Here is a 24,164-nt window from a genome sequence, read left to right as displayed (position 1 = left end):
TTTGTCAAACCGGTATGGCACCGGTAATATTATATTCTTTTCATTTCGTGCGGCCAGATATTTTCTACCTGTCAGATATCTTTTACCTGCCAGATAACATTTACCCCTCGGCGGCTGTTACTTAAATAATAAAGTTATTATAACTTATCCATATCTGTTTTAATTGTAAAAATCGGAACTGTCAGATTTTTGCCTGGAATCTATCGTACCTAAAATCCTTTATATTCAGTGCGGTTTCTTCTCCCACCGCCATTTGGGATAACAGCAAGCCTGCTGTGGGGGAAATGCCAAAGCCGTGACCGGTAAAACCGCAGGCCAGAATCAGACCTGGAACTTCCTCTACCTGACTGATTACCGGCACATGATCCGCGCAGACATCAATCCAGCCGCCCCAGGTACGTACAATTTTAGCTTCGGAAAGACAGGGAAAATATTTCATGATACCTCTGCAGATACAAGAAGCGGTCAGGCTGTTGGTAACGGGGGTACCATTATCCTTATTCACATCTTCAAATCCTGACGACCCGCCAAAGACAAAGGAACCGTGAGTACTTTGGTGACCATAAAAGTCAGCCATGGCAGTTCCTAACATCTGATAAAACATAGGAGGTTGTGCTTCCGTAACCAAAACTTCCAGCAAAGCCTTACTGATGGGTACGTCTATGCCGATGGTTCCTGCCAGTTTCCGGCTCTCATATCCTGCTGCCAGTATAATCGTATCCCCTTCATAGACTGCCTCTGCCGTTACTACCTGCCTGGCTTTTCCCTTTATCTTTCTGATTTCTTTTACTTCTTCACCAGTAATAAATCTGACTCCTAACTGTCTTGCTTTCCTGTAATAAGCCAGCGTTGTCAGCATTGGATTGGCATGACCGTCTGTAGGGCACCAACTGGCTCCTATGACTTCCTCCGACAGGTAAGGACAGATTTCCCTTGCCTGCTTATCGTCTATCATGGTAACATCAAGACCACTGGCTACAGCTCTTTCTGTCAAGCCTTCTAAAATCTTTATATGCTCCTTGGTCTTTCCCAGACGCAGATTACCTTTCTGGTAATATTCCACATCCATCTCCAGTTCTTCGGATAGGGTAGGCCATAGGTTCTTTACTCCATACATAGCCAGGGGCAATTCTCTCTTATCTCTGCCGGATTGTCTGACACCTCCGCCGTTTCTGCTGGAACCGCCATTCCCCAGAGAGTCTTCTTTTTCAAGGACAATGACAGAACAGCCTTTTTTGGCAAGATAATAGGCTGCAGCATTACCAATAACTCCGCCACCGATGATAATAACCTCTGCATGATTACTCATAAGCCTCTCTCCTCCTTCTCTTCATTACCTAAAACAATCATCTCAACTGGTCTCATAGGAGCTCTTGACATTGCAGGTTCTAATTCTAAAGGTGACAGGGCTAATTCTCTTGCTATAATACCCTTTACCAGCTTCCCGCAGGTCTGTCCCTGGCAGAGCCCCATACCGGTTCTTAAATATCTGCGGACTTCTGTCAGTGTATACATACCGTCATGGACCGCCCGCCGGATTTCACCCTTTGTTACCTCTTCGCAGCGGCAGATGATAATCCCATCATCCTCCTGAGGTACGAAGTCCTTTAACGGCTCCAATCTGTCTTTTCTGCTGCTCATGCCTTCACCCCCTGTCTTAAGAAGAATCTGGCTTTCATAGCCATCTCCTTTGGAACCTTCATGGTTAACAGGTGGGTCTGGTCAAAGGCTTTCAGGGATTTTACCTCTGCCACCTCTGCAAGACAAACCTCCTGCCCGCTTCGGTCCAGTGCCTTTCCGCTTTCGCCCTTTACCGGTAAGGGAAGAAATTCATAGGGTAGAGTTATAAACGCATAGTCTTTATCAATATCCTCGTTAACTAAGAAAATTGCCTGACCGGAACAGGAAGCTACGCACATTCCACAGCCGCTGCAGTTCATTTCTATATCAACGGCAGGCAATGCCGTGATTTTCTCACCTATCCGGATACATTTTCTGGGACAGGCTTCCTGACAGGGGTTACAAGGGATATTCTGGGTACATTCAATGACCGGATGGATACCCTTTCCTTTTAAACCTCCAGGAAAACGTTCCATTTCATCCTCTTTTATATAACCTTTTTTTAATAGATTTTCTGAAACTAAAATTCCTTCCTCTGTCTTATCTATAACCTTTCCCCGATTCTTAGGAGCAAACATTCCTTCTCTCAGACTCTCTAAAGCCTCCTCCAGTTTATCGGTCTCTTCGGTTCTTTCTTCTTCATCTATGAAGCCCAAAAAACATGCTGCTGCAATACCTGCAATCCGTCCTTCTATCATAGCCGAACTTGCTTCCTCAATACCAGAGACATCACCTGCTACATATAATCCCGGGACACTGGTACCTCCGAACTTATCACATTCAGGAACATAACCTAAGGGAGTATCCTTCATAATACAACCAGCCATTGTAAGGAGCTGAGACATAGGAGAGAGTCCAACTGCCAGACAGATGGTATCCACATCAAACTGTTTCTCCGTTCCGGGTATAAGCTTCCAGGTTCCATCCACTTCTGCGATGGTAACCCCTGTTACCCCTTCTTCTCCCTCTGCTTTTACTATGGTGTGAGAAAGATAAAAAGGGACTCCGCATCTTGTAAGCTTAGCAGCATGGACACCATAACCGCCAATTCTTGGCGCTGCATCTACAAGGGCTACCACCTCACAGCCTGCCTGCATTAACTGGTAGCTTACTACCAAGCCGACGTTTCCGCTCCCAAGCATCAGCACTCTCTCACCAGGTTTCACCCCATGAAGGTTCATCATAGTCTGGGCAGCACCGGCTCCCATGACTCCCGGCAGGGTCCAGCCCTCAAAAGTAACCATGTTTTCGGTAGCTCCAGTGGCAACAATTATGGTATCCCCTTTATAATGCCTGATTTCATCCTCTATTCGTACCGTGATTTCCTTATCCAGATATAAACCAACTACAGTAGCATTTAGTAATACCGACACCCCTAGTTCATTCGCTTCTTTTAGTAAATCTTCTCCAATCCGAAATCCCCTGATTTTCGCCTTATGCTCTTTCGAACCAAAGAATTTATGAATTTGTTTAAAGAGCTGTCCGCCGGGCTTTGCATTTTCATCAAATACAATAACCTTAAGCCCTCTTTTTGCTGCTTCAATTGCAGCAGACAATCCTGACGGACCTGCTCCTACTATAATCAGATCATAACGTTTCATAGTTTCATCCCTTTCTTAACCCTGTATCCAAAACTTTCGATACTAATAGCCGGTTATAGGTTATATTCGTTTCTATTTATAACACATCTGCTTATTTCAGGACTGTTAATAGTAACAACTTTTATTTTTGTGCCGATACCCCGTACTGAGTCTGTACCGTCATACCCTCTTTTAACGGTGTGATACAAGTTCTTATATTCGGCTTTCCATCTACTACCATGACACAATCGGTGCAACGTCCGATGGCACAGAAGATTCCTCTGGGCGAATGGTTTTTCTTTGTATAACGATGAACCATTACCCCTGCCGCTCTAAGTGCTGCGGCAATAGGCTCTCCTTCAAACCCTGACATAATTTTTCCGTCAAAGGTAAATTCTATTGTTCTTCTTACTTCCGGTTTCCCAAGAATCGGATGCTCTTCAATTCTCATTTATACCTCCAAATTTCCGCAGTTTATTTTTGTTTCGAAAGCTGTCTGACTAAACTGCCGTGTTATTATTGGTTATGATTTATGCAAGATATGGCTCTTTCCAAAGATTTAGTTTCGTACCAATGCCTTTTTCCAACGCATTCCGGTAGACAATGGTACCCCAGGCTACGTCTTCGATTGGCATACCACCTACGGAATAGATGACAATCTCATTTTCTTTACGGTGCAGCGGTACTTTTCCCATTATAACTTCACCAAGATCATCGATCTGGTCGGGTCTTAACTTACCTTCTTTGATTAAATCCATACAGTGGACCGCCGGAATAGGCACTGAGTTATAAGCCGGGAAATCCATCTCTTCTTCCCAGGCTTCGTAGAGCTGGATGTTATCCGCCACATTTCTGGCACGGTTTATAATGAAATCATCGTCAAATCTTGCAGAAGCCGGACAACAAAGGACAGCGCCGGGCTTAATCCAGGCTTCATTAATATAGGGATAAAAACTTGGATCTCCTGTCGGGCTTGAGGTTGCAATGCTTACGATATCTGCCTCTCTTACGGCTTCCTCTTCTGTTTCTACAATTCTAAAATCTGTAATGTGGGGATATTTCTCCTTTACATAGGCAATGAATTTATCGATAGACTTCTTGCTTCTTCCTTTGATTTTAACTGTTTCTATATTATTTCTAACTGCCATTGCCGCATCAAAAGCCGTCTTACTCATAACACCCGGACCAATAATTCCCACTACTTTAGAGTCTTCTCTGGAAAAGTACTTTATTCCTACTCCCGGTACTGCTCCTGTCCGAAATGCACTAAGAATATTAGCAGACATATAGGCAAGGGGTGCACCGGTATCTTTATCATTTAGGGTAAGCATTAGAATGGATCTTGGAAGACCCTTACTCCGGTTTTGTGTATTGGAACCATACCATTTCATACCAGCCATATCAAACTTTCCTCCCAGATAAGCCGGCATAGCCATAAATCTCCGGTCCGGTCCGTCTGTAGGCATGTTAGGAAAGGGTGAACTTTCCGGGAAGGTCATCATGACACCGTGAGAATTGGCATTTGCTCCTCCCATTCGGAAATCCCCTGTTTTTAGAAGCTTAAACATTTCCTCCATTGCCTCTACACAGCCTTTCATGTCCATAACACCTGCTTTAATCATGTCTTCTTCATTCAAGTAAATAAAATCAATATTCGGATAACCCATCTTTTTTCCTCCTTATTTCTTGTATTGTTTTTTTGTAATCCATTTCTCAGATAGTCATGTAACCTTACCTCTTCTTAATCTGCCAGTTCACAGCCTATCATTGCTTCTAATTCAATCTCCACTAATTGAGTGGGACGGTTTAATTTTGGCGTCTCTACCATAGTAAATAACGGTCTAATCTCTTTAAAATATACGGAATAGGCAATACCAACCTCTTTAGCAAAATTCATGTCCGTAATATATGCTTTAATCTTAATAACATCACTCACTTTTGCCCCTGCCACTTCCAGTAAACTGATTAACTTCTGAAATATATAATCCGCCTGTTCAAAGGGCGTTTCACACTTAACCGTTCCATCCGGCTGCACCGCCGTCGTTCCACCGATATAAATATGTTCGCCGGCTCTAACCATTCTGGAATAACCAACTGCTTCCTCCAAAGGAGCCCCTGATGAATAATTAATTCGTTTCATTGAATATCCCCTTTCCTAAAAAGAAAACAAAAGAGCCTTATCGCTGCTTCGCCATAAGACCCTTTTGTCTTTCACTGCCCTCATTATATCCGCTGGATATGGTATTTTATTGTAAAAATCGGAACTAGCATTACACAAAAAGATATATAATTACGATGCTTAAGACGGTATTCCACGTATATTTTTTTGTATTGGTTCCTTATGACACTAAAACCTGGTGAATTGCAACAAGTTGTAAAAGATACTTACATTAATGGTATAAATTTTCACTTGACGTAAAATCCCCGCAATGCTAAAATAATGCAAAACACAAAGGCGTTTGTCTTTGTGTTTTTTTGTTATCCACAATCCCCCGCTTGAAAGTGAGGTTCCTATGCAGAATGTTAATACCGGAATAAAAATAACCGAACTAAATCCCAAACAACCGGAATTTGTACTGGCAACATCCAATTACAGTAAAAAATACCTGATGAAATACAACCTGTCCCATTTCTATCAGTTTAAGGCTGAATCAGACAAGATGGGCGTAATACCGGATGCCTGTGTGGATATATTATTTTGGAAGAAGGCTGGGAAGCTGCACACAAAAATAGCCGGAACTACTTTGGAAAAAGGTACGACGGCAGCAGAATTAAAATGCGAGTATTTCGGAGTCCGCTTTATGCCCGGCGTTAATCCGGCAGAAGGAGTTGTAAAATTAAGTGAGCTTGTGAATCACGAAGAAGTATTCGACGAAATGATTCCTTCCCGAGAGAAAAAGGAACAGTTCCTAGAGACTATGTACTTTGCAGAAACCTTTGAAGATAAGATAAAGGCTTTTATGGATTTTTACTCTTTCCATACGAATGCCAGGGCAGAAGATAAAACCACCTTAAAATATGCCATCAGAAATGAAATACTAAAATCAGGAGGCAGCTTAAAACTCAGTGATTTAAGCACCTTTACCGGCTATACGGAACGTTACCTAAACCAAAAAATACATGAAGATTTTGGTATGAATCCCAAAAGCTTAATCCGCTATATCCGGTTCCAAAAATCTGTCAGCAATCTAATCGAAACCATCCACAGTGCCAACTGCGTTAACAGTGTCAACTATGTTGGCAGTGTTAACTATGTTGGCAGTGTTAACTATGTTGGCAGTGTTAACTACGTTGACACTGCATTGGAACTCGGTTATTTTGACCAGTCCCATTTTATTAAAGAATTTAAACAATTTACCGGCTTAACACCCAGAAGCTATATTGACAATCTGCTTCTTAATGCCTATGACAAAAAACTGCATGTTGTTATGTAAATAAGCCTGAGTAAATCTAAAAGAACTTGCTGATGAAGTGGTCTGCCATAAGCTTATTTACATTTGATAAGGAGGGGTTGCAAATAAGGAAAATACTTGAGCAATTATATTATGGGAATTTATATCCAAGTAGGACAATATACCTATGGCTAAATGATTTGATGCTTTTTTATAACAGGGGCTGGTTATTAGTTTGTATAAGCCCCTGTTTTAGCGATTGCCAAGCCATTAACTATTTGCCTAAATTGGATAAGTCAATAATGAAGTCTTTATCTTTATTGACCAGAGCTAATACAAAACGTTTTGTGAGCATATATCCATTGGTGTATTTCTGTTCGTAGGTCTTTATCAATGCCAACACTATCTGGGTAGAATACGGATTAATAAGCAGTTTTCTTAATCGTAATAACTCTGTCATACATTTGCTTGGTGTCTTTAAAAATTACATGGCTTACATTGATAACCGTGATATCCTTTAAATCAAGGATGGTCTTTTCAATTTCCCTGGCTCGTTCCATATCAAGGGAAGCAAAGGCTTCGTCCATAAACAGAATACTTGCTTTATTTAAAAGTGCCCGAGCTATAACAATCCGGCTTCTCTCACCTCCGGATATATTCCTGCCGTTATCATAAATTACCGTATCAAGACCTTGGGGCAGATTATAGATAAAGTCATTCAGTCCTGCTGCTTTCACAGCGTCTTCTATTTCTTCTTTAGTGTATTCCTTATACAGGGTAATGTTATTTTTTATGGTATCTTCAAAGATAAACACCTGCTGTTCAATATTGGCAACCAGTGAAAAATACTGATCTTTTTTCACATCCTTCATATTGTGGCCGTCAACTAATATATTGCCCCAGGTTGGAGAAAAATACTTGCGGAACAGTTTTAACAAAGTGGATTTACCGCCGCCACTGGGACCGACGATTAAGTATTTCCCATTCTTCTTAAATTGCAGATTAATATCCTTTAAAATCACCTGTTCATCATCATCATAATGAAATCCAACATTTTTGAATTCAATCTTTTCTTTAAACTCCGGTAAATCAACGGTTTCTACATAGGTGTCCATATTTTTTAAAGTATCCTCTATTTTTTTAATCAGGCTCCCGGTGGTAAATAATTTTGGCAGGCTCTCACTGATTTCAAACAATGGCCAAGTCATACGACCAATCCCTTCCACCACCAGCAAAACGCCTCCCGGGGTTATCTTCCCAATTACTGCAAAATATCCGATGAAGCACATGACACCATAGATAGAACCACTCATAAAAAAATTCTGAGCACTGTAGATAAAGGTTACCATCCGCTCAATTACAAACCATTTGTGCTGGAGCTGATCACTTTTTTCATAATAATCCTCTGTAACCTTTGTCTGAAGATTATAGTTCTTAACAATATGAAAAGCAGATAAAACCTCCTTAATATATGAGGTGAACCCGTCAAACATATCGCTTCTTTCCTTATAGGCCTTCTTAACCGGTTTTGCAGTCAGGATGTTTATGAGAAGATTTATAATTATTACGACTAAGGATAACAGTATCATTCTGGGGTCTACTGTGGCTAACAGCCAGATTCCTACCATAAAATTCACCGCTCCGCTGCCTACCGTATAAATTCCGCCAATGAGATTTGCCTCCAGAGTATTAAAATCATTGGTCATACTGGATAAATACTTTGCATTATTCTCTTTCTGAAATTCTGCAATGTTCTTACTAAATACTTTGGTAACATAGTATTTCTTAAGAATGATATTTGCTTTTCTCTTATATAAATTACTGGTCAGGGCTGTTGCTATCCCTAATGGCACCAGCACCGATGCCATTAACAAAAGTCCCGGTGCAAGCTGTTTTATTTTTTCCACATCACCTTTTATGGCGAAATCCAGGGTAGACATCATTTTTCTGGTAACATAACCGTCTAATACAGCAGCTATGGTTGTTATTACCATGGTCAGCAATAAATAGGGAAATACCTGTATCAATTTTTTTACCATGTTATCACCTCATTGAAATACTCTTTTGCAGTATAGCGGTTGACCATACCGTTCTTTAATTCCAGGACATAATCATATTGATCGGTCACCCCTTCATAGAACCTGTGACTGATGGCAATTACCGTGTTGTTCAGGTTTAAGAATAACTTCTCAATCTCTCTGCCCAGTTCTTCATTCAGACTGGAGGTACCCTCATCCACAAATAAAATCTCAGCATTTTTGGCAATAGCCCTGGCAACAGATATTCTCTGGCGCTGTCCGCCGGATAAATTCCCACCGTTTTCCGTAAGTTTTGCATGGATGCCTTCTTTTTTATCCTCAATGATTGACATGAGTCCACACACCTTGGCGGCATATGCAATCTGTTCCTCCGGGATATCCTTATACAAGGCAATATTGTTCTTAATGGTATCCTCAAATAAAAATACGTCCTGATAGACAAAAGCAACCTTATCATGGAAGGATTTTTCTGATATCTCCCGGTAGTTTACCCCATCCGCAGTTATATTTCCTTCATATTCATCATTAGCCATGGCAAGCAGATTCATAAGGGTGGATTTACCGGACCCGCTGACTCCCTTAATTAAATATTTCTTACCTTTTTCAATGGTAAACGCTGCTTTATTTAAGATGGTTTTCTTATCATAGGAAAAATTCACGCCTTCAAGGGTAATCTGATTCTGGAATTCAAATTCCCTGGTATTTTTACTTTGTATCTGGGTATACTCATCGGGGTTGGCAATCTTTTCGTAGATACTTACGGAAGCTTTAATCTGATTTAACATAGGAAAGGCATTAATCAGGAAATTGCTTATCGAAGAACATAATTGAAACACCAAACCCGCCTGGGCTAAAGATGCCCCTCTCTGAAAACCATAAGCCAGATAGATCATGACCCCAACAGACACTGCAAAGGCAAGTATACGGATTACATTTCTCTGGAGATCGCTGAATACGTTGGCAGCATACTTTTTCTGTTCCGCCCGGTTTATTGTGCCGATACTTTTTAATAAAAATTTTTCTTCTATGTTGTTAAGTTTTAGTATTTCAATTCCATTAAAGGTATTTGACATATCCGTAGTAAACTGCTCATTATAGGTGGATACGTTTTGTTCTAAGACAGTCATCTTTTTCGTAAATAGGCGGGCCAGACCAAACAAAAGGAGGGAAAATAAAAACATCCCAATAGCTAATTTATAGTCCAAAACAACTAAAACCATCAGGGAAAGCAGGTAAGTTCCCATATTGATGAGATAATTTAACAAACTGTTGAAAAATTTATTCTCAAACGTATTAACGTCATTGATTAAATTTGATATGTAAATTTCTTTGGATTTTTGTGAAAACTGCTTGAAGGACAGATTGATTATCTTATCAAAGGCCTGTTTTCTCACATCTAATATGGTGTCCCTCATATAACGGAGCCGAAGCATTCTAGACAATATAAAATTTAAGGGGGCATATAATACGAATATAACCGTAATCATTACAACAGTCCTGTAATATTTAAGATCTCCTTTCTGAATGGCTCCTAAAATCAGTGCAAAAATCACCATCTGCACAAAGTGGTCAATAATAAACAGAAACGTAGCAAACAGATATTGAATAAACTTTCCTTTTCTCCTTAATAGCAATTCTTTCATATAAACTATCCTGCTCTCCTCATAATATTATTCCAGCTATCAATAGTTGCGGAAACCCATTCGTGCAACTATATATCATGCATTGATACAATTTCAAAGCTAAAGCTTGCCCAGAGTATGGCGAAAGCTTTGAGCATCAAATCATCTTCTCTTACAGAAAAGGTGCCAGTCCCTTTATCGCGTTAAAACCCTCTTTCTTTATCAATGCATCCGCCAATTTATGTAGGGTCTCATTTCCTAAGAAGGGATATAACCCCTTGCATTCTGTTACTTCCCCTTTCTCAAGAGCCTGCATAACAAGGCGGTCCAGGGTCTCTTCCCCAATAAATGGAGCAAGTCCTACAATTTCATGGATATTGCCTGTATCTGCTAATTCATCCACCAGTCCATCCAGGGTCTCTTCACTTAAAAAGGGGGCAAGTCCAATAATTTCACGGATACTTCCGGCACTATCTGCTTTTTTAACCAGATCATCTAAGGTTTCTTCACTTAAGAAAGGTGCTAATCCAATAATCTGAGCCAGACTGCCTGCCTCCGTAATTTTTTTTGCCAGACGATCCAACTGATCTTCCTCCAAAAATGGAGCGAGACCCACTAGTTCTCCTGCATTAGCAACCACATCAATTTTATTAACCCATTGTTCCAGGAATTCTTCTCCGATAAAGGGGGCTATACTGATTAAGTCCTTCGTTGTAAGTTTTTCCTCATTTTCTTCCAGCACCGTATGTAAAAGATTTTCTGTCTGGCTGGGTTTTAATACAGGGGCGGCGGCGGCTAAGGTATCCACCGTTATTTTTTCTGCCTTTATATATTCTTTTTCATCACCTTTTATCACATGTTTCACCAAGGCGCTTTCTTTATTCTCCGATAAAAGGCTGTCTATGCTGCACCCAAGTAATTGTACCAGTTCCGGCAATTTTGAGATATCCGGCATAGAATTTCCTCTTTCCCAATTGCTTACTGCCTGATAGCTTACCCCTAAGATATCTGCCAGTTCCATCTGGGTCATATTTTTTTCTTTCCGCAGCTGCGCTATTTTCTTTCCTACATTGCTTGTATTAAACATATCGTTGGCTCCTTCTTTTCTTATAATTGGTCTTCTGACTACGGTTAACAATTTCCTTATTAATTTCAAGTATTAAAAGGTTACTTATGGGTTTAGAATGAATACCAGGTCACGAGACCTTCCTATATTCAATTCTTTGTATTGTATCTAAGATTTCAGCTGAAGTTTTGCATCCTTGCATTAACATAATAGCAAGCAATAGTCGAAAGTTAAAGCAACTGGTAATTGAATTCTGCCTCAATCAGTCTTTTAGCCTTGTTCATTGGACAACTCAAGTACTGCTTTAGTTGAAAATAATCTATTTATGAACTTTCATTATTTACCGTATTGTAACTTTATGGATTTCATTATAATATAGATTCAGATAAATTTGAATTAAAACTTAGAAAAAGGTGAAATAATTGCCAGAAATTGCAAATCATATAAAAGAGCAGTTAGCTCAAATACCGGAACTTCCCGGCATATATAAGTTCTACAATGCAGACGGTGTTATTATCTATATCGGAAAAAGTAAATGTCTTAAGAAAAGAGTGAAGTCCTATTTTGCCAAAACACCAAAATGGGAAAAGGTAAAAAAGCTAGTCTGTTTTATCCATGACATCGAATACATAGTAACCGATACCCACTTAGAAGCCAGACTTTTAGAATGTGAACTGATAAAAGCTGTAAAGCCCCACTTTAATTCCCAGATGAAAAATGATCAGCGATATGTGTATCTAAAGGTGGCAGACTTTAATTATCATAATCCCTTAGCTGTCATACCGGACCGGGAGGAGGATTGTTTCGGACCTTTCCGCAGCAGATATACACTGCTTGATATTATTGATTCCTTCAAGAATTTATACCCCATAACGAACTTAGACGGGGCTTATCAATTTGAATATCACCTGCTGCCGGTGACCCTTGATAAAGCTGCCTTTGCCGCTAACCGCACCTGTATGTTGGACATGCTTACGGATACCGGAAAAATTGACCTGTTTGTACAGAAACTAAAAGGGTATATGACCGAAGCCGCTACAGCCTACAAATTCGAAACGGCCTCTAAATACCGGGATATCATCTCCGGCTTTGGTTATATTAAGCATGGTATCAGTGCCTATCAGAACCTGATATCAAACAATATATTACTAAATATCCCTTGCACCGAAGGATGTAAGTTGTTTTATGTCTCAAACGGTACTATCCGCTTAAAAGAAAAATTTTCGCAGCCTCCTGGTCCCAAAGATAGGGACTGTTTTATTCAGAAGGGGAAAGAGCAAGTTGTCAGGATTGACTTAAGCGATAAGATGCAAATTGACTTTAGGGATGTTTTATATTCAGAAATAACGGCATTGCCAGAAGACATGGTTATGTTACTTTGAACTTTTATTCTTATTATGTTCTGCCTAAGCATATACTGATATCAACAAATTGTCAGGTATAAATTATGTCCAGATACAACTATGACGGAACTTATGATGAAAAAACCATGACTTTAACCGGTCAGGGTCAGGTTACTGCGATACCGGATATTGCTGTTATTCGTCTTGGCGTTGAAACAGCCGGAGACAACTTAATGACAATACAAAGTGAGAATGCACAAATCAGCCAGGCAGTTATTGATTCCATCAAAAGTCTGGGAATATCGGATATTAAGACCTACCGCTACTCCATCGATAAACGCTATGATTATGTGAACGGCACCCAGATTGACCGTGGGTATGTAGTACAAAATATTGTGGAAATCCGATTAACGGATATGGAACAGGTAGGAAGAGTTATTGACACTGCAGTATCCTATGGTGCCAATACTGTAGATTTTATATCCTTTGAGGTTTCCGATCTGAAACTGTATTACCAACAGGCATTGAATCAGGCTGTCTTAAGTGCTATACAAAAAGCAGAGTCATTAGCAATGCTCTTAGGTGTTCCGTTAGATCCGGTTCCGTTACATATTGAGGAAAACAGTACGCCTCCTATACCATTTTCCCGCAGTTCCTTCGCAAGAGAGGGAGCCTTTGCTACTCCCATCGAGCCCGGCAATAAACTGATTGAAGCTTTTGTTACCGTTCGTTTTAGTTACTGATATCATTCAGATTTTCAGGACCGACGTTTCACAAACGGTCTTTATGTTCATGACCCTTCTGGTCATCTGTCTGACTTTATCCTGATAGATAAACGTCTCGGATGACCAGTTATTCATTATAAGTGACTAATTATTAGTGCCTATCACCAGTTTGCTTTGATGCCAAAAGGTCAACTTTGAATTTTGAATGAATACGGGCGTATATAGAATACACGTTAAGAGGTATTCTGACACTTGAATCAAGCTTTATATTAAAAATAATCCGGTAAGCAGGCTTTTGACCCTTCCATTATTTTATCCCATATAGAATCGGTACATAATACCATGCACACAGCTTTCTTATCTTTTTGCAGATGTGGCGGCAATATTCTGAACTTAAATCTTTCATAAAATGAAGGATTAATTTCGGAATATAGAAAAACGATGGAATTCTCTTCAATAATTTCCTCAAGGCAGTGCTTTAATAACCGGGAAGCATATCCTTTTCCGGTATGTAAAGAAGGTGTCAGTACCGATCCAAAACCATAGACCTTACAGTCATATTGTTCTTTTAACTTAAGTAAAATCAGCGAACTTACTATTTCACCTTCTGCTTCAATGATATATCTCGTTCCATAGGAATCTTCCTTACTGTTATCCTCACAGTATTGCGTAAAAGTCCTGTTCTTGCTCCACAGCTTATAGGCTTCACGGAACAGTTGTTCCCTCTCCTTCACTTTTGCCTCTCTGATAATCATGGATTCTGCTCCTTCGCTTGATTGCGTTTATTGTTTGCTTTTATTATTTGCTTATATCATTTGCTTTTATCATTTGCTTAATCATTTGCTTATATGCTTATATCATTTGCTTATATGCTAATATCATTTGCTTTTATTTTAAAGGAAGTTGGCAAAAACTGAAGCTCCAATTACTGTTAATAACCCGCATACCGCTATGGATAGACTGCTCATTGCCCCTTCAATTTCTCCGATTTCAAGTGCTTTCGCAGTACCTATGGCATGGGCGGAGGTTCCAAGTGCAAGACCTACCGCTACAGGATGATGGATACGAAAGATTTTGCATATCATTTCAGCAATCATATTTCCAAGGACACCGGTAATTATAATAACAGCTACCGTAATGGTAGTAATTCCACCAAGCTCTTCTGATATTCCAAACCCGATTGCTGTTGTTATGGATTTGGGCAGTAAAGTAACATACTGTTCATGGCTTAAGCGGAATAGATAAGCCAGAGCTAATACGCTTATTAGACTGGAGAACATACCTGCAAGTATTCCAAAAAATACAGCCTTTATATTTTTTTTCAGTAATTCCAACTGCTGATATAAGGGAATTGCCAGACATACGGTAGCCGGTGTCAGCATATAACTTAATATCTTGGCACCGGAATTATAATTATCATAATCCACACGAAATATTGCCAGCACTGTCATAACAAAAATAATCGAGATCAGCAGGGGATTACATAAGTTCGATTTGAATGTATGATTCATTTTAAGACCAAGGATATACCCTGCCAAACTTATTATTACACCAAAGTAAACGGAATTAGTCAGAAATTCTCTCATCTTTACACCCATTGCATATCGCAAGTTTACTTGCGATACTGCCACAAATATAACTGGTTGAAAGAATCATAATGTGGCATCCTTTCTACTCTTTTATTTTCTTTCAACCTTGTCACCTTTATCCTTTTCCATAATTGCCTGAGCTGTTTTTCCTGTCACTACCATTACTATGACTGTGGTTAATACTGTAATTATCACTACAGGAACCAGTATTCTGCTAAGTTCCTTCCAGGCCGTTATCAGACCAACTCCTGCCGGTATGAACATAAGGGGCATAATATCAATCAGAAATATTCCTGTTTCCTTTACCTTCTCAACTTTTACCACCCCGCTGTAAAGGCATAGTAGCATAATAATTAACCCGTATATACTGGCGGGTATGGGAAGGGGTATTATACGATGTATTATTTCACCTAGAAATGTGATACCCAGTATAATACCCGTCTGTTTCATGTATTTCATAACTATCCCCCTTATGTATCCCATGCTTCCATACGAAACTGCCACTAAAAACCGGTTGAAAGAAGCATAATGTGGCACTTTTCAAATCATAAATTTTCTTTCAACCTTTGAAAGAATCGTAATGTGGTGCTTTTAAATCATAAATTTTCTTTCAACCTTTGACACTCAACGATTTGAAAGAATAATCTCTTCTTAATTGGTAGAACCAATCATAATCACAACAATTCTAGTACTTTACCCCCTAGTAGTCAATAAGTAATTGGTATAAAAAAGCTGTCCATCCCGATCAATTTTTATCTAAAATTTTATAAGTATTCGAAAAACAGCGTATGCTTTCGCTCATATCGTTTCATTGTTTTTATACACTATTAGACAAAAACCTGTAATATCATTCAAATAATTAACAAATTTTGATTGTTATTGTCGAAAAAATAGTATATAATGAAACTTGTATAATTTGGAAAAGGAGAACAAATATGAAGAAAAAACTACTACTATTTTTTGCAGCGTTCACACTTATCTTTTTGTGCCTGCCTGCGATGAAGACTTTCGCGGCCGATGGTTATGCGGTTGACGCAGAAAGCGGAGAAACCGTTGATGAATTATCCCCTTATATCCTTACTACGGGAAGTGATGCAGAGCTTAAGAAAGTCAATTCCTTCACTGTATATGTACCTGCAGATAAGAAGGAATTCGTAATACCTATTACCTTTAATCAGAAAGGTCTTCTCATCTGCAGTGCAGAACTTTCTGAAGAAACTGATCGATCATATAGCGATTTCACAATTTTTTCTGATGAAGCATGTACCAATAGAATTTCCTACAGTACTTACGATAAAACTGCTGCAATACCAAAAGCAGGTACTTATTATCTTAAATTCTCTGTAATTGATTATTCCGATGTAAAACCAGAAACTTATGTATTCGGTTTTACCGCAAAGTTTATAAATGGCAATGATAGAGCTTTAAAGGATAAGGTATGGGCTATATCTGCTAATATAGAAAGTTCTAAGCCTGTTTACTACAAGGTTACTGTTCCTAAAACTGGTGGTCTTACCATTAACCTGGAGTCCGAATATTCCAGCTATGTTACTTTATTAAACAGCAGTAAGAAAGCTATTTCTGATGAAACCTATTACTATTCCTCAGATAATGCGGTTTACTTCGCAGTAGCAAAAGGTACCTATTACATAAAGGTTAAAAATAGCTCCAACAATTACCGTATCAAATATACGTTTAAGGCAATCACCGATTCAAGCGGTACTGAGAAAGCCAAGGCAAAGAAACTCACTGCCGGCAAAGCAGTTACAGGAGTAGTAACCACTGCAGATTCTACTAAAAAAGTAGACTGGTATAAAATCACTCTTCCCAAATCTCAGAAGGTAAAGATTACATTTACCGGAAGTACTTCCGGAGTAATTGCTCTGGAGTTTTACGGCGGTGGTATTAGCGGTTCTATCACTCGTAGCCTTCGTTATGTGAATGACGATGCTTCTTTCTCTGCAGAAACCTGGTCTTCGGACAAGCTTCCTAAAGGAACTTATTATATTAAGATAACAAAAGATGCAAAGAACAGTTCCGGTTCCTATACCCTTAAACTGAACAAATAATACTATATAAGAATCCGTTATATATTTTCAAAATATTAGCTGCTGCAAGACAGGATATTATCCTATTTTGCAGCAGCTTTTTAGCTTATATAGGTAGTTTCTTTTTAGTCCGGAACCCCGATCATTATAGATGTTGCCTTAATTATGGCAAATGCATCAGCACCTGGTTTTAACTCAAGCTCCCTTATCGCATCCATGGAAATAGTTGCGCTTATAACATTACCGCCACCAATATCCATTACAACGATACCATTCACCGCACCATCTTTAATCTCTAATACTTTTCCTTTTAATTGATTCCTCGCGCTAATTTTCATATAATTCACCTCCTTTCAACTAATTATCTTATTATATCCATATTTTCTATTAATTGTAAATAATTAATTTAAAATTATGTATCTTCGGATATTACCTGAGTTTAAAAATTTGGATGTTAACCTGATAGGTATAATGCTTAGCCAGGAATCATAGAAACAAACAAGCTGCATGTAAATCCATTGATACATCTATCTAAATCCAACGGAATTACTGCAGCCAATATGTAAATATAATAATAGGTTCGTTATATCGAATCAGGTCTGGTGGTTGATAGTTACATTGAGTTTTTTCAGTATTTTTAGAATCCACTGGTGGAATACATCAATTACTGGTCCAAGTCCGAAGGTGCAGATGATTGTGCCAATACCGATTTCACCACCCAGAATTATCGCAATTACAACACATACCACATCCAGGGATATTTTAGCAATACCCAGTCGCAGTTTCCGTTCCGTTAATGCTACTACCAGGTCATCGGTAGGATTTGACGGAAATATAGATATTACATAAGCTGCTACGGCAAAGGCAATAACAATCATTCCTACGATAAATAGTACCAGCGATTGTAGAAGGCTGTTCCCTTCCACCGATGCAAATACTGCTTTCCAAAGTTCTGTGAATACTCCCAGGAAAAAGGAGGATATAAAAGTGGAAAACCTGGGCAGCGTTTTTCTTATTAAGGCAGCTATTATGATTGCCAGAAACGCTGTCGAATAAATTGCAAGGGAGGTGTTTATGCCAAGCTTATTTCCCAATGCAAAATTAAGGGCATCATAGCCCCCTGCTCCCAAATGGGCGTTAATTGTCAGTACTACTCCCAGGGGCATAAAGATAATTCCAATTCCATATAGAATGCAATTTATCAGTAGTTCTTTTTTGGATAATGCTTTAAATTTATGAAACATTTTGTCCATCTTATTGATCAACTTTCAAGTATTTTTTATTTCATTACTAATATATTTTTTTCGAAATAATCGGTTAGGAAAGGCAGGATGAAATTTTATAGGCGACCTTTTAAAAGTGCAGGTGCAGTGATACAACAGCGAGACTTTATAAAGGCCGCTTCTGTAAATTCAGATAAGTTTAATGACCAGTTCATTTAAAAACAAGGTATTAGACTACCTAAAGATTCTTTTCCTTTACAGGTCAAAGGTTTCAACCGTTACGATATTATCTATAAATACATATTTAAACCGTACCACCGTATTATCCTTATCCACCTTAAAATATCCTTTATTGCTGGAACCGCTTCTTGGATAAGTATCATAACAATAGGTTGCTGATAAGGTACCATAAGTGGATATGGCATAATCATATTCTCCGGCAAAGGGGATTACCACTGACAGGGTATAGGTATTATTACCGATGTAATACATCCTGGTTACTTCACTGTTGGAATCGTTTTGCACCGCGCCGGTAAGGGGCTGAAAGCTGCCGTACACTACTACTTTCTGCGGCAGTTTCATTCCTGTTTCTTCATCATAAATATCTTTTGCACCGTATTCAATTAAATCAGGCGGATTCCCGGCCGCTTTACGGAGTTCATCTCCTAAGGCCCAGATTTTCTTGACTGTTTCCTCCTGATCAAATCCCATGGGACAACCGGTACTTTTTGTATTAATCTGATAATAATCCTGTATGTCTTCTTCCCCGTTATCATAACGCTTCATCTTTACTGCGGCACCGTCTAAGCTTCTTCTAAAGGGAATCTGAAAATAAGCATTGATGTTATTAATCTGAGTCCATTTATAGGTGTATTCCAGAAAATGTTTTTGCCCTTCCCAGTCCTGATTGGCAAACCAGCCGATTTGGTCAAAACCCCACCAGTCTTTAAAGCCTCTCTCTTCATAGGTGCAGGAATCAAAATCCTCCAATACCCTGCCTCCCCAGTTATCATATTCCATCAGATAAGGCATTACCTCTGCGCTCCAGCCATTTGGGTTAACTCCGCCTTCGCTAAAACCTTCCCGGACTAGCACCAGTTTTTCACCTTTTCTGTCAAGTACCGGGTATCTGGTAAAGGGCATAGCATGATAATCTAACAATAACTGCCCTTTTATACTAATGCCATGACTGTGGGCATCTAAAAGTACTTTATGTCGTCTTCCGTGTTCCTTCGCATACGCCCTGATCATGTCAATCAGTTCCGCCATTTTTACCATTCCCCGGTCATTGGCAGTGTAGAGGTGTATCTGTCCTAAATGCAGGGCTTCATAGCCTGAATCAATATATCTTGTTGCCCTGTAGTAAAACCACATTCTGGTCTCTAAGCGGTTAATGTCCGGTAAAGCACCCTCCTCACCCCAGATAAAACCATTTGGTTTTTGTGGAAATTTCATCTCGTCAAAACGAAAACCTCGATCTTCTTCCTTTAGCCCAAAGGCTTCAAAAACATATGCCGGTACTTTAAAGTTCTCAATGTGACGGTAGGCGGCTTCAAAAATACAGGCTTGTAATATAATTTCTTCATCTACTTCATGTACTCTGTCCGCCAGATATTTTGAAAGTCTGAAATGTTCTTCATCGTCTGGGTCCGGGGTCCAGATACCGGAAGCTCTTCCGATAAATTTAACTCCTATATTCTTTATGGCACGCAAATCATCTTCAAGGGTCTTGGTGTGTATAAAAAATGCTGCTGTAACTGCTCTGGATAAGTAATTCTCCAGCACTTCCTTTTCAATTGTAGTATCAAATGTGTAATTTTTCATAAGTCTGCTCCATTTTGTGATATACTTGTTTTTGAGGGTGCAAAATACAGTATCAAAACCATAATAAATATAGAGTAATATTTCAGCTACCGAAAAAGGATACCGCATAGGCAAATACATATTTTATTCCCCATACGGTATCCACTTAAAAAAATTACCACTACGAATAATTACAGTTTTTTACTGATATACTTCCATTACAAACAAAGCAAATAAGGAGTTTGCCCAGGCAAACCACTCTCTGGTATATGCCTTGGGATCATTGCAGAGGAAGCCTTCATGCATGACCTGCTTGTCCCCATCGGTTTGTAAAAGGGTTGTTAGTATCGATTCTTTTTCTTCTTTTGTTTCTGCTGTCAATCCCTGCATCGTAAGGGCAATATGCCAGATATACTGATCCGGTGTGTGAGGGCTTCCAATCCCTTTTGCAAAAGATCCTTCATAATAATAAGGATTACGGCTGCTTAAAATAAAACGTCTGGTATTCTGGTAAATCTTATCCTCTGTATCTGTAAAACCAATCCAGGGAATGGATAAAAGACTAGGAACATTGGCATCATCCATCAGGTTATAATTGCCTAGTCCGTCTGTTTCATAGGCATACATCTCTCCGAATTCTTCATCCTTTACTACTCCGTAAGCTTTAATTCCCTGATTGATTTCATCCCTTAATTTAACTGCTTCTGCTTTCAGAGAAGCATCCTTAAAGATTTTATCCGCAAATTCTGCTATGAAGCCTAGTACTGTAACCGCAAACATATTGGCGGGAATCAGATAACCATACTTGCAGGCATCATCACTGGGACGAAAACCTGACCAGGTCATCCCGGTGTATCCGGTGGGTTCTCCCTTACCATCTCTGGTTAAGGTATCCGACGGAGGACAATTTACACGGATAAAGGAATACTTGGAATCACGGTCGTGATTTTGTTCTCTGCGCCATAGTTTGATAATAATGTCGCAGACCTTTTTTACCTCTTCGGTAAAAACAGAGTGATCCCCGGTTCCCGCATAATATTCATTAAGGAGCCAAATCGGGTAACATAAGGAATCTATTTCATACTTTCTCTCCCAGTCCCAGGGTGAGGATTCCGTAATATCCACTTCCCAGCAGTTTCCATTGGCTTCTTCATTAAAGGCATTGGCGTAAGGATCAATCATAATGCAGGCCATCTGTCTCTTTATCAAACCTTTTACCATATCCCCGATTACCGAATATTCTTTTACAAAGGGAAGATAATGTACCACCTGGGCAGAAGAATCCCTAAGCCACATGGCAGCAATATCTCCGGTAAATACAAAGGTTTCCTCATTCTCTAAAAATTTGGTAGTCGTTTTAGCCGTACTTTCAAAGCAATTAATAAAGGTCTGATGGAGTTTTGCATTATCTTTAAACTTATCTCCGATTTTTTCGGCAATTTCACGTACCGCTTGATTTAATTGTTGTTGTTTTTCTTCCATATTCATATACTTACCTATTATATATCGCAAATGAACTCTCGCGATACTGCCACAAATGAACAGGATTCGTTCTAAATGCGGCACCTTTCTCATTCTATATTTTCTTTTTCTCTTTCAATTTCCCAGATTACCTAACTATCCAGCAAAATTCCACAATAGTTATAATTTATTTTATAAACTCTAATTATTATAATTTATCCAGAGATTATGTCAATACGAAATCTGGAATTTCAGGCTAATATTATGAACTTTGGAAATTCAGAACAATATATTAAAATATTCCGCCATAAATTTTGTCATATTCCTCAGTCAGTTTCTTAGCCAGGGAATAAGAATTAATCAGGGGATGGAGAGTAAGTGCTTTAATAGCAGTTTCCATCGACTTATTTTTAATTGCTTCTACTGTCAGTTTTTCATACAACTTAATCATTCGGATTAATAAATAACAATCCTCCGGTACTTTACCAATAGGAACTGGTATAATTCCTTCTTTGGATACCTTGCAGGTAACTTCTATGACATCGTTGTCTGATAATCCTGCAATACAGCCATTATTCTCAACAGACAACACCAGATAATTGCCTTCCTCACTTTGAAGACCTTCAATACAATCAAGCATTACACCGGCATATCCCATACCATCTGGTACCATAAGATTTCCTTTTTCAATGGCTTCCTTTTTGTTACTTCCGGTTTCAATACTCATATAGGAAGTTTCTCTGACTGCCATGTAATACAAAAAGGTCTGTAAGGCTCCTTCTGGGTCCGCCTCCATATCCATGGTTTTTAGTTCCTCCATCATACGGATATTAACGTCTTCTATGGTTTTTCCTCTGGTTGCTCCGGATTTTAAGATATTTTCCAGTGCCTTTTCCCGGTGGTAATAATAATATAGATATTCATTGGGCAGGAAACCAAGGGATCTAAGTAACTCAGGGTCAAACATGGAGAATTCCTGAATATTGTGCAAAAAAGCATCATCCATTAATAACTCCGGTAAAATCTCTGTTCCTTCCTTTTTCACGCTGCGGATCCAGGATAAATGATTGAGACCAAAAAACTCTACATATAAATCCTTTTCCGTTGTTTTAAGTTCCTTTGCCATACGAAATTTCGTACTGCTGGGAGCGTCACAGATACCGATTATCCGGTCGCAGCCCGCACTCTTTAAGGCCTGTGTCACTAATCCCGAAGGATTGGTAAAGTTAAAAATCCAGGCCTTTGGAGCATACTGCTTAATCAGTTCACAATAGTTAAGTAAAACCGGTATGGTACGTACTGCCATGGAAAATCCGCCTACACCGGTCGTTTCCTGTCCGATTACTCCTGCACTTAACGCTATGGTTTCATCTACTACACGGGAATGGTCACCACCGACTCTTAAGGTAGTAACCACATAGTCAGCACCTTTTATGGCATCTATAGCATTATCCGCGGTTTCTAGTTTAAGGTCTTTTTGATTTCTGTTAATTACGTGTTGACACAATTTTCCGATAATCTGAAGTTTCTCCTGGTCAATATCGTAAAGCACTACTTTATCTATATTTAAAGCTTTGTAACGTTTCAGAAGCCCGTTTATAAAGATAACCGTTCTTACTCCTGCGCCGCCAATTACTGTGATTTTCAATGATATCACTGCCTTTCTTCCTGTTCTTTTATAAACTCTGACAACCTGCTTTCGGTAGGAAATCCGGTATTGCCACCTAGCTTTGTTACGGATAACGCTCCGCAGCCATTGCCGTATTTTAAGCATTCCGTTATATCCTTACCCTTTAAGTAACCGTATATAAAGCCTGCGTTAAAAGAATCCCCGGCACCAGTCGTATCCACTGCCGTAACATTATAGCTTTGTGCCTGAAAGAAGTTACCACCCTGATATGCGATGGCTCCGTTTTTACCAAGTTTTGCAACAGTGGTTTTGCAATAGCCGGAAAAATCTTTGATTGCTTCCCTGGCAGTTGCTTTTCTTGCGTAGTGAATGGCTTCTGTTTCGTTCATAAACAATACATCAATGTAAGGAAATAACTCATAAATTCCTTCATACCATTCATCGGTATCATCCCAGCCCACATCAAAAGAAACTGTTATATTCTGCATTTCTTTTACCTGTTTTAACAGGCTTAAATATTTCCCGTGATTTTTACTTCCCGCATATCCTGTTACATGGATATGCCTTGACTTTTCCACCTGGTTTAATTCTACCAAACCTAAATCGATTTCTGCATTTGTTCCTCTGTAAGTCAAAAAGCAACGATCCTTTTCGTTGGTAAAACTAATTGATATACCTGTTTGATTGGACTCGCTGACCCTTAATAAAGAACAATCTGCATTGACTTTATTAAATTCCTCTAATATGAATTTTCCGTAACAGTCCCCACCGATTGTTCCCTGAAATACAGGCTTTAACCCCAGCTTACCAAGTCCAAGGGTAAAAAGGGCCGCACCACCACCTACATAAGTTTCCATGGTATCCACCACATCCTCCTGCCCAGGCAGGGGAAAATGTTCTACTCCGGGTATTACGATATCCACATTTACATCACCATAGATAAATGCATCCCATTTATTCTCAGCCATTGTTTATACCCTTTCTACTATCTATTTCGTCTAAATTTACTTCCTATTATCCGTA

At 39.2% G+C, this 24,164-nt stretch carries 22 protein-coding genes; 4 read left to right on the top strand and 18 right to left on the bottom strand.

The window, feature by feature from the left end:
• Window positions 1-181: 181 nt before the first annotated feature.
• From QA584_RS06820 to QA584_RS06795, 6 genes are all read right to left on the bottom strand, one after another.
• Window positions 182-1,309 (bottom strand): NAD(P)/FAD-dependent oxidoreductase, encoded by a 1,128-nt coding sequence (locus QA584_RS06820; protein ID WP_278273763.1) that lies wholly within the window; start codon window positions 1,307-1,309, stop codon window positions 182-184.
• Window positions 1,306-1,641: a (2Fe-2S)-binding protein gene (locus QA584_RS06815; RefSeq protein ID WP_278273762.1), complete on the bottom strand. Its 336-nt coding sequence runs from the start codon at window positions 1,639-1,641 to the stop codon at window positions 1,306-1,308. Before QA584_RS06815 ends, QA584_RS06820 begins: the two co-directional genes overlap by 4 nt.
• Window positions 1,638-3,221, bottom strand: a complete 1,584-nt coding sequence (locus QA584_RS06810) for an FAD-dependent oxidoreductase (protein WP_278273761.1) — start codon at window positions 3,219-3,221, stop codon at window positions 1,638-1,640. Before QA584_RS06810 ends, QA584_RS06815 begins: the two co-directional genes overlap by 4 nt.
• Window positions 3,222-3,342: 121 nt before the next feature.
• Window positions 3,343-3,651 (bottom strand): (2Fe-2S)-binding protein, encoded by a 309-nt coding sequence (locus tag QA584_RS06805; protein WP_278273760.1) that lies wholly within the window; start codon window positions 3,649-3,651, stop codon window positions 3,343-3,345.
• Between the two features lie 79 nt (window positions 3,652-3,730).
• Window positions 3,731-4,867 carry a tyramine oxidase subunit B gene (locus QA584_RS06800; protein ID WP_278273759.1) on the bottom strand — a complete coding sequence of 379 codons (1,137 nt, stop codon included), beginning with the start codon at window positions 4,865-4,867 and terminating at the stop codon, window positions 3,731-3,733.
• 74 nt (window positions 4,868-4,941) lie between these two features.
• On the bottom strand, window positions 4,942-5,340 hold the full coding sequence (locus tag QA584_RS06795; RefSeq protein ID WP_278273758.1) for a Rid family hydrolase: 399 nt from the start codon (window positions 5,338-5,340) through the stop codon (window positions 4,942-4,944).
• Between the two features lie 373 nt (window positions 5,341-5,713).
• Between QA584_RS06795 and QA584_RS06790 the strand changes: the two genes are divergently transcribed.
• On the top strand, window positions 5,714-6,634 hold the full coding sequence (locus QA584_RS06790) for a helix-turn-helix domain-containing protein (protein ID WP_278273757.1): 921 nt from the start codon (window positions 5,714-5,716) through the stop codon (window positions 6,632-6,634).
• 380 nt (window positions 6,635-7,014) lie between these two features.
• Here the strand turns inward: QA584_RS06790 and QA584_RS06785 are convergent, their stop codons facing one another.
• The 3 genes from QA584_RS06785 to QA584_RS06775 form a co-directional block, all read right to left on the bottom strand.
• Entirely contained in the window at window positions 7,015-8,631 is a 1,617-nt protein-coding gene (locus QA584_RS06785) for an ABC transporter ATP-binding protein (RefSeq protein ID WP_278273756.1), read from the bottom strand.
• The gene (locus QA584_RS06780; RefSeq protein ID WP_278273755.1) at window positions 8,625-10,274 is read right to left on the bottom strand and encodes an ATP-binding cassette domain-containing protein; all 1,650 of its coding nucleotides are present in this window, start codon (window positions 10,272-10,274) and stop codon (window positions 8,625-8,627) included. Before QA584_RS06780 ends, QA584_RS06785 begins: the two co-directional genes overlap by 7 nt.
• A gap of 151 nt (window positions 10,275-10,425) precedes the next feature.
• The gene (locus QA584_RS06775; RefSeq protein ID WP_278273754.1) at window positions 10,426-11,340 is read right to left on the bottom strand and encodes a helix-turn-helix domain-containing protein; all 915 of its coding nucleotides are present in this window, start codon (window positions 11,338-11,340) and stop codon (window positions 10,426-10,428) included.
• A gap of 401 nt (window positions 11,341-11,741) precedes the next feature.
• On the opposite strand from QA584_RS06775, the gene QA584_RS06770 reads away from it, so the two are divergent.
• Window positions 11,742-12,701: a GIY-YIG nuclease family protein gene (locus tag QA584_RS06770; protein ID WP_278273753.1), complete on the top strand. Its 960-nt coding sequence runs from the start codon at window positions 11,742-11,744 to the stop codon at window positions 12,699-12,701.
• A 65-nt stretch (window positions 12,702-12,766) separates the two neighbouring features.
• Complete coding sequence (locus tag QA584_RS06765; RefSeq protein WP_278273752.1) at window positions 12,767-13,405, top strand: SIMPL domain-containing protein; 639 nt, start codon at window positions 12,767-12,769, stop codon at window positions 13,403-13,405.
• A 251-nt stretch (window positions 13,406-13,656) separates the two neighbouring features.
• Here the strand turns inward: QA584_RS06765 and QA584_RS06760 are convergent, their stop codons facing one another.
• The 3 genes from QA584_RS06760 to QA584_RS06750 form a co-directional block, all read right to left on the bottom strand.
• A complete protein-coding gene (locus QA584_RS06760; protein WP_278273751.1) occupies window positions 13,657-14,142 on the bottom strand; it encodes a GNAT family N-acetyltransferase in 486 nt (161 codons plus the stop codon).
• Between the two features lie 138 nt (window positions 14,143-14,280).
• Window positions 14,281-14,973 (bottom strand): LrgB family protein, encoded by a 693-nt coding sequence (locus tag QA584_RS06755; protein ID WP_278273750.1) that lies wholly within the window; start codon window positions 14,971-14,973, stop codon window positions 14,281-14,283.
• A gap of 93 nt (window positions 14,974-15,066) precedes the next feature.
• Entirely contained in the window at window positions 15,067-15,435 is a 369-nt protein-coding gene (locus QA584_RS06750; RefSeq protein ID WP_278273749.1) for a CidA/LrgA family protein, read from the bottom strand.
• Window positions 15,436-15,911: 476 nt separating this feature from the next.
• Between QA584_RS06750 and QA584_RS06745 the strand changes: the two genes are divergently transcribed.
• On the top strand, window positions 15,912-17,045 hold the full coding sequence (locus QA584_RS06745) for a pre-peptidase C-terminal domain-containing protein (RefSeq protein WP_278273748.1): 1,134 nt from the start codon (window positions 15,912-15,914) through the stop codon (window positions 17,043-17,045).
• Between the two features lie 104 nt (window positions 17,046-17,149).
• Here the strand turns inward: QA584_RS06745 and QA584_RS06740 are convergent, their stop codons facing one another.
• From QA584_RS06740 to QA584_RS06715, 6 genes are all read right to left on the bottom strand, one after another.
• The gene (locus tag QA584_RS06740; RefSeq protein ID WP_278273747.1) at window positions 17,150-17,362 is read right to left on the bottom strand and encodes a TOBE domain-containing protein; all 213 of its coding nucleotides are present in this window, start codon (window positions 17,360-17,362) and stop codon (window positions 17,150-17,152) included.
• Between the two features lie 255 nt (window positions 17,363-17,617).
• Window positions 17,618-18,268, bottom strand: a complete 651-nt coding sequence (locus tag QA584_RS06735) for a YczE/YyaS/YitT family protein (protein WP_278273746.1) — start codon at window positions 18,266-18,268, stop codon at window positions 17,618-17,620.
• Between the two features lie 234 nt (window positions 18,269-18,502).
• Entirely contained in the window at window positions 18,503-20,071 is a 1,569-nt protein-coding gene (locus QA584_RS06730) for a hypothetical protein (RefSeq protein ID WP_278273745.1), read from the bottom strand.
• Between the two features lie 180 nt (window positions 20,072-20,251).
• Window positions 20,252-21,538: a glycoside hydrolase family 125 protein gene (locus QA584_RS06725; RefSeq protein WP_278273744.1), complete on the bottom strand. Its 1,287-nt coding sequence runs from the start codon at window positions 21,536-21,538 to the stop codon at window positions 20,252-20,254.
• Between the two features lie 265 nt (window positions 21,539-21,803).
• Window positions 21,804-23,168: a family 4 glycosyl hydrolase gene (locus QA584_RS06720; protein ID WP_278273743.1), complete on the bottom strand. Its 1,365-nt coding sequence runs from the start codon at window positions 23,166-23,168 to the stop codon at window positions 21,804-21,806.
• Window positions 23,165-24,109: a carbohydrate kinase family protein gene (locus tag QA584_RS06715; protein WP_278273742.1), complete on the bottom strand. Its 945-nt coding sequence runs from the start codon at window positions 24,107-24,109 to the stop codon at window positions 23,165-23,167. Before QA584_RS06715 ends, QA584_RS06720 begins: the two co-directional genes overlap by 4 nt.
• Between the last annotated feature and the right edge of the window lie 55 nt (window positions 24,110-24,164).

Origin of the sequence: Anaerocolumna sp. AGMB13025 (assembly GCF_029689925.1) — a bacterium.
In the GTDB taxonomy this organism is placed as follows: Bacteria; Bacillota; Clostridia; order Lachnospirales; family Lachnospiraceae; genus Anaerocolumna.
The sequence above is the reverse complement of the archived record's forward strand: the minus strand, read 5'-3'. Positions and strand labels throughout refer to the sequence as shown.

Excerpts from the sequence above, each read along its gene's own strand:
- QA584_RS06820 (WP_278273763.1), bottom strand. The coding sequence starts at position 1,309 with ATGAGTAATCATGCAGAGGTTATTATCATCGGTGGCGGAGTTATTGGT.
- QA584_RS06815 (WP_278273762.1), bottom strand. The coding sequence starts at position 1,641 with ATGAGCAGCAGAAAAGACAGATTGGAGCCGTTAAAGGACTTCGTACCT.
- QA584_RS06810 (WP_278273761.1), bottom strand. The coding sequence starts at position 3,221 with ATGAAACGTTATGATCTGATTATAGTAGGAGCAGGTCCGTCAGGATTG.
- QA584_RS06805 (WP_278273760.1), bottom strand. The coding sequence starts at position 3,651 with ATGAGAATTGAAGAGCATCCGATTCTTGGGAAACCGGAAGTAAGAAGA.
- QA584_RS06800 (WP_278273759.1), bottom strand. The coding sequence starts at position 4,867 with ATGGGTTATCCGAATATTGATTTTATTTACTTGAATGAAGAAGACATG.
- QA584_RS06795 (WP_278273758.1), bottom strand. The coding sequence starts at position 5,340 with ATGAAACGAATTAATTATTCATCAGGGGCTCCTTTGGAGGAAGCAGTT.
- QA584_RS06790 (WP_278273757.1), top strand. The coding sequence starts at position 5,714 with ATGCAGAATGTTAATACCGGAATAAAAATAACCGAACTAAATCCCAAA.
- QA584_RS06785 (WP_278273756.1), bottom strand. The coding sequence starts at position 8,631 with ATGGTAAAAAAATTGATACAGGTATTTCCCTATTTATTGCTGACCATG.
- QA584_RS06780 (WP_278273755.1), bottom strand. The coding sequence starts at position 10,274 with ATGAAAGAATTGCTATTAAGGAGAAAAGGAAAGTTTATTCAATATCTG.
- QA584_RS06775 (WP_278273754.1), bottom strand. The coding sequence starts at position 11,340 with ATGTTTAATACAAGCAATGTAGGAAAGAAAATAGCGCAGCTGCGGAAA.
- QA584_RS06765 (WP_278273752.1), top strand. The coding sequence starts at position 12,767 with ATGTCCAGATACAACTATGACGGAACTTATGATGAAAAAACCATGACT.
- QA584_RS06760 (WP_278273751.1), bottom strand. The coding sequence starts at position 14,142 with ATGATTATCAGAGAGGCAAAAGTGAAGGAGAGGGAACAACTGTTCCGT.
- QA584_RS06755 (WP_278273750.1), bottom strand. The coding sequence starts at position 14,973 with ATGAGAGAATTTCTGACTAATTCCGTTTACTTTGGTGTAATAATAAGT.
- QA584_RS06750 (WP_278273749.1), bottom strand. The coding sequence starts at position 15,435 with ATGAAATACATGAAACAGACGGGTATTATACTGGGTATCACATTTCTA.
- QA584_RS06745 (WP_278273748.1), top strand. The coding sequence starts at position 15,912 with ATGAAGAAAAAACTACTACTATTTTTTGCAGCGTTCACACTTATCTTT.
- QA584_RS06740 (WP_278273747.1), bottom strand. The coding sequence starts at position 17,362 with ATGAAAATTAGCGCGAGGAATCAATTAAAAGGAAAAGTATTAGAGATT.
- QA584_RS06735 (WP_278273746.1), bottom strand. The coding sequence starts at position 18,268 with ATGTTTCATAAATTTAAAGCATTATCCAAAAAAGAACTACTGATAAAT.
- QA584_RS06730 (WP_278273745.1), bottom strand. The coding sequence starts at position 20,071 with ATGAAAAATTACACATTTGATACTACAATTGAAAAGGAAGTGCTGGAG.
- QA584_RS06725 (WP_278273744.1), bottom strand. The coding sequence starts at position 21,538 with ATGAATATGGAAGAAAAACAACAACAATTAAATCAAGCGGTACGTGAA.
- QA584_RS06715 (WP_278273742.1), bottom strand. The coding sequence starts at position 24,109 with ATGGCTGAGAATAAATGGGATGCATTTATCTATGGTGATGTAAATGTG.